The organism is Streptomyces sp. AcH 505 (genome assembly GCF_000818175.1).
Classification (GTDB): domain Bacteria; phylum Actinomycetota; class Actinomycetes; order Streptomycetales; family Streptomycetaceae; genus Streptomyces.
Map to the genome: position 1 here is coordinate 4894425 of NZ_JTIY01000001.1, position 5175 is coordinate 4899599.

Below are 5175 nucleotides of genomic sequence, written 5' to 3' on the forward strand. Positions count from 1 at the left end.
GGCGGAGGCTCCCGCACCCGAGCCCGTACCGGCTCCTGAGCCCGCCCCCGCCCCCGCGGTGCCCCCAACGGTGACTCCGCAGCCGCCGCGACGCCCGCTGCACATGGGCCCCGCCCTGCCGGACCCGACAGGCGGCGTGGTGCGCTCGCTGGCCGACCGCGGGCCCGCGGGCAGCGCACCCGCGTACACACCTCCGGTACGGACCCAGCAGGGCCCGCCCACCACGGGCCCGGAGTACCTGGACATCCCGCGCGAAGAGCCGCTGCCGGCGCAGGGCGGAACGCCGTGGATCCCGGAACCGACACCGACGTCGGTCCCGGCACCGGCCCCGGAGCCCGAGGTACTGGCGGCAGCCCCGGAACCGGACGCCGTGGTCGCACCGGAACCGGAACCCGAGCCCGAGCCGGTGGCACAGGCTCCCGCGCCCGAACCCGAACCTGAACTTCAGCTCGAACCCGCACCGGAGCCCGAACCGGGACCGGAACCCGAACCGCAGCCCGAAGTCCAGGCTGAAGCGGCGCCCGAGGCGCAGGACGAACCCGAGCCGCAGCCGGAACCGGAGCCCGAACCGGCGCCCGAACCGGCGCCCGAACCGGAAGCAACGCGACCGGCAGACGCGGCGCCCGGTTACGACGACGCCGAGCGCGACGCGGTGCTCCGCGTCATGCGCGAGCGGCGCGACATCCGGAACGGCTTCCGCTCGGACCCCGTCCCGCACGAGGTGCTGCTGCGCGTCCTTGAGGCCGCGCACACCGCGCCCAGCGTCGGCCACTCGCAGCCCTGGGACTTCGTCGTGATCCGCTCCGCCGAGACCCGGCGGAGCATGCACGAGCTGGCGCAGCGTCAGCGCGACGCGTACGCGAAGTCGCTGCCCAAGGGCCGCGCGAAGCAGTTCAAGGAAATGAAGATCGAGGCGATCCTCGACACCCCGGTGAACATCGTCGTCACCGCGGACCCGACGCGCGGCGGCCGGCACACCCTGGGCCGCCACACGCAGCCGCAGATGGCGCCGTACTCCTCGGCACTGGCCGTCGAGAACCTGTGGCTCGCCGCGCGCGCCGAGGGACTTGGCGTCGGCTGGGTCAGCTTCTTCGATGAGCGCGAGATGGTCCGGGCGCTGGGACTGCCCGAGCACCTGGAGGTCGTGGCGTATCTGTGCGTCGGGTACGTGGACGAGTTCCCCGACGAGCCCGAGCTGATGCAGGCGGGCTGGTCGAAGCGCCGCCCGCTGTCCTGGGTCGTCCACGAGGAGACGTACGGCCGCCGGGCGCTGCCCGGTGAGGCGCCGCACGACCTGCTCGCCGAGACGGTCGCCACGATCAGGCCGCTGGACGCCAAGGCGCTGGGGGAGGCGTGGGAGCGGCAGAAGCGGATGACGAAGCCGGCCGGCGCGCTCGGCATGCTGGAGATCATCTCCGCGCAGCTCAGCGGGCTGTCGCGGATGTGCCCGCCGCCGATCCCCGAGCCCGCGGCTGTCGCGATCTTCGCGGGGGACCACGGGGTGCACGCCCAGGGCGTCACGCCGTGGCCGCAGGAGGTCACCGGCCAGATGGTCGCCAACATCCTGGGCGGCGGCGCGGTGTGCAACGCGTTCGCGACGCAGGTCGGGGCCGAGGTGTGCGTGGTCGACGTCGGCGTGGCGAGCGAACTGCCCGCGACGGCGGGCCTGGTGCCGCGCAAGGTACGCGCGGGAACGGCCGACTTCACGACGGGCCCCGCGCTGAGCCGCGAGGAGGTCCTGCAGGCGATCGAGGTCGGCATCGAGACGGCGCGCGACCTGGTGGCGGCGGGCAACAAGGCGCTGATCACGGGCGAGATGGGCATAGCGAACACCACGGTGTCGGCCGCGCTGATCTCCGTGTACACCGGCTGCGACCCGTCGGAGGTGACGGGCCGCGGCACGGGCATCAACGACGAGACGCACGCCCGCAAGATCGACGTCGTACGCCACGGCCTGGAACTCCACCGCCCGGACCCGGCGGACCCGATCGGCGTGCTGTCCGCGATCGGCGGCCTGGAACACGCGGCCCTCGTCGGCTTCCTGCTGGGCGGAGCGTCGATGCGTACGCCGGTGATCCTGGACGGAGTGAGCGCAGGCGCTGCGGCCCTGGTGGCCCGCGCCATCGCCCCGGAAGCCCTGGCAGCCTGCATCGCGGGCCACCGCAGCGCGGAACCGGGCCACGTGGCAGCCCTCAACAAACTGGGCCTGCGCCCCTTGGTCGACCTGGACCTACGCCTGGGCGAAGGCACGGGAGCACTGCTGGCGCTCCCGGTGATCCAGAGCGCGGCACGGGCGATGCACGAGGTGGCGACGTTCGACTCGGCGGGAGTGACGGAGAAGTAGCCGCGGGGCCGCCGACGCCCTGGCTGGAGGCGGCGGCCTTCCCGGCGCTTCGCGCCGCGTAGCGCGTGCCCGCAGGCTGCGGGCGCATCAGCCCAGCTTTCCCCTGGGGCCGGGGCCCCGGGGGCGCGATGGTGCCGGGTCGGACGGGTGAGCCGCATCGTCCCGCCGGGGCTTGCGGCCCGCTGAGTCGTGCGTCATCTTGGCGCGGAGGCGCACCGCACCCAGGGAAGTCCGGCCTCCTTGGCCCTGCCCGACCTGGGCTTTGCACTTCCCGCGCCGCGCGGCTCACGTCCGCAGGTGGCCACTCCCTGGCCATCCCGGGGTCCGGGGGCCTGCCCCCGGCTTCGGGGAGGGGCGGGGTGGGGGACATCGCCCGGGGCGCCCGTAAGGTTGTCGCCGGGGGCGCCCCCCGTCCCACCAGCCGGTTCACCACCGTACGACCGCACCCCGCCCGAGGAGCCCCTACCGACATGGCCGAGCACGCGACGCACCCCGCCTACCCCGTCGGACTCCGCCTGGCCGGGCGGCGCGTCGTCGTCATCGGCGGCGGACAGGTCGCGCAGCGGCGGTTGCCGGCGCTCATCGCGGCCGGCGCCGACGTCGTGCTCGTATCGCCGTCCGCCACCCCCTCCGTCGAGGCGATGGCAGAGGCCGGCGAGATCCGCTGGGAGCGCCGCCGGTACGCCGAGGGCGACCTCGCCGACACCTGGTACGCGCTGGTCGCTTCGAGCGACCCCGCCGCCAACCGGACCGCGTCCGCCGAGGCCGAACGTACCCGCACCTGGTGCGTACGCAGCGACGACGCCGACGCCGCCACCGCCTGGACGCCCGCCACGGGCCGCAGCGAAGGCGTCACCGTCGCAGTGCTCACCGGACACGACCCGCGCCGCTCCGCCGCCGTGCGGGACGCCGTCGTCGAGGGGCTGCGCGACGGCACCCTCGCCGCACCCCACCACCGCGCCCGCACCCCCGGCGTCGCCCTCGTCGGCGGCGGTCCCGGCGACCCCGACCTGATCACCGTCCGCGGCCGCAGGCTCCTCGCCGCGGCGGACGTCGTCATCGCCGACCGGCTCGGCCCGCGCGATCTGCTGGACGAACTGCCGCCGCACGTCGAGGTGATCGACGCCGCCAAGATCCCGTACGGGCGTGCCATGGCCCAGGAGGCCATCAACGCGGCGCTGATCGAGCACGCCAAGGCCGGCAAGGCCGTCGTGCGGCTCAAGGGCGGCGACCCCTTCGTCTTCGGCCGTGGCATGGAAGAGGTGCAGGCACTGGCGGAGGCGGGCATCGCCTGCACCGTCGTACCCGGCATCTCCAGCTCCATCAGCGTGCCGGCCGCCGCGGGCATCCCCGTCACCCACCGGGGCGTCGCCCATGAGTTCACCGTCGTCAGCGGCCATGTCACCCCCGACGACGACCGGTCACTCGTCGACTGGGCGGCGCTGGCCCGGCTCCGCGGCACGCTGGTGCTGCTGATGGCCGTCGACAAGATCGGCGCCATCGCCCAGGCCCTGATCGAGCACGGCAAGCCGTCCGGGACGCCCGTCGCGCTCGTCCAGGAGGGCACGACGGCCGCCCAGCGCAGGGTGGACGCGACACTCGCGACCGTCGCCGACGTCGTACGGGAAGAAGGGGTACGCCCGCCGGCCGTCATCGTCATCGGCGACGTCGTGGCCCTCGGCGATGTCGCCGCGCTCGCCGGAGGCCGCTGACCCCATGGCCGAGCTGATCACGGTCGACGACCCCGACGACCCCCGGCTGTACGACTACACCGGCCTCACCGACGTCGCGCTGCGCCGCAGGCGCGAACCGGCCGAAGGACTCTTCATCGCCGAGGGCGAGAAGGTCATCAAACGCGCTGTCCGGGCCGGCTACCCGATGCGCTCGATGCTGCTGTCGGCCAAGTGGGTCGAGGTGATGCGGGACGTCGCCACCGACGCACCGGTGTACGTCGTCAGCCCTGAGCTGGCCGAACAGGTCACCGGGTACCACGTACACCGCGGGGCGCTCGCCTCCATGGGGCGCAAGCCGCTGCCCACGGTGGCCGAAACGGTCGAAGGACACCCGCCCCGGCGGATCGCCGTCTTCGAGGACCTGGTCGACCACGCCAACGTCGGCGCCGCCTTCCGGAACGCCGCCGCCCTCGGTGTCGACGCGGTCCTCCTCACCCCGCGCTGCGCCGACCCGCTGTACCGGAGGGCGGTGAAGGTCTCGATGGGGGCCGTCTTCCAGCTGCCGTGGACCCGGCTGGAGTCGTGGCCGGGGGACGCCGAGATCCTGCGCTCGGCGGGCTTCCTCGTCGCGGCCCTCTGCCTGAGCGACCGGGCGATCACCCTGGACGAACTCGTGTCCCGGAAGGCCGAGAAGCTGGCCCTGGTCTTCGGCACGGAGGGTGACGGCCTCACCAGGGGAGCCCTCGCCGCAGCCGACGAGCACGTCAGCATCCCGATGGAAGCCGGTGTCGACTCGCTCAACGTGGCGGCCGCCTCGGCGGTGGTCTTCTACGCGACCCGGCCCTGAACGGGCCGGCGATTCACCCCGGCTCAGCCGTGCCCTGCCGCGCCCCGCTAGAGCTGCTGCGCGCCCCAGATCCCCAGCGCCACGATCAGCGTCACCACGACGAAGACGATCAGCCGCTGGCGCAACAGCCGAGGATTGGCGGGGCGCCGCCCGGACGACGTGGAGCGCGGCGCGGTGTTGTGCCGGTTGCCCGCGCGCGAGTCGCCGGCCCGCGAGTCGCCGTGACGCGGATCGTGACGCGGATCGCCATGCCGAGCGTCGTGCCGCGGGTCGCCGTGCCGCGAGTCGTGCCGCGGGTCGCCCGTCCGGGG

The 5175-nt window shown here is 74.2% G+C and carries 3 protein-coding genes and 1 pseudogene; 3 read left to right on the plus strand and 1 reads right to left on the minus strand.

From position 1 onward, the window contains the following. From cobT to HY68_RS22350, 3 genes are all read left to right on the plus strand, one after another. A partial coding sequence (gene cobT, locus HY68_RS22340; RefSeq protein ID WP_063779670.1) for a nicotinate-nucleotide--dimethylbenzimidazole phosphoribosyltransferase occupies nucleotides 1–2344 on the plus strand: 2344 nt, incomplete at its 5' end. A gap of 470 nt (nucleotides 2345–2814) precedes the next feature. After that, nucleotides 2815–4056, plus strand: a complete 1242-nt coding sequence (gene cobA / locus HY68_RS22345; RefSeq protein ID WP_041991542.1) for a uroporphyrinogen-III C-methyltransferase — start codon at nucleotides 2815–2817, stop codon at nucleotides 4054–4056. 4 nt (nucleotides 4057–4060) lie between these two features. Then, entirely contained in the window at nucleotides 4061–4864 is an 804-nt protein-coding gene (locus tag HY68_RS22350; protein WP_041996835.1) for an RNA methyltransferase, read from the plus strand. A gap of 47 nt (nucleotides 4865–4911) precedes the next feature. Here the strand turns inward: HY68_RS22350 and HY68_RS43945 are convergent. Further along, nucleotides 4912–5175: pseudogene (locus tag HY68_RS43945) on the minus strand (serine/threonine protein kinase); the annotation flags it as partial.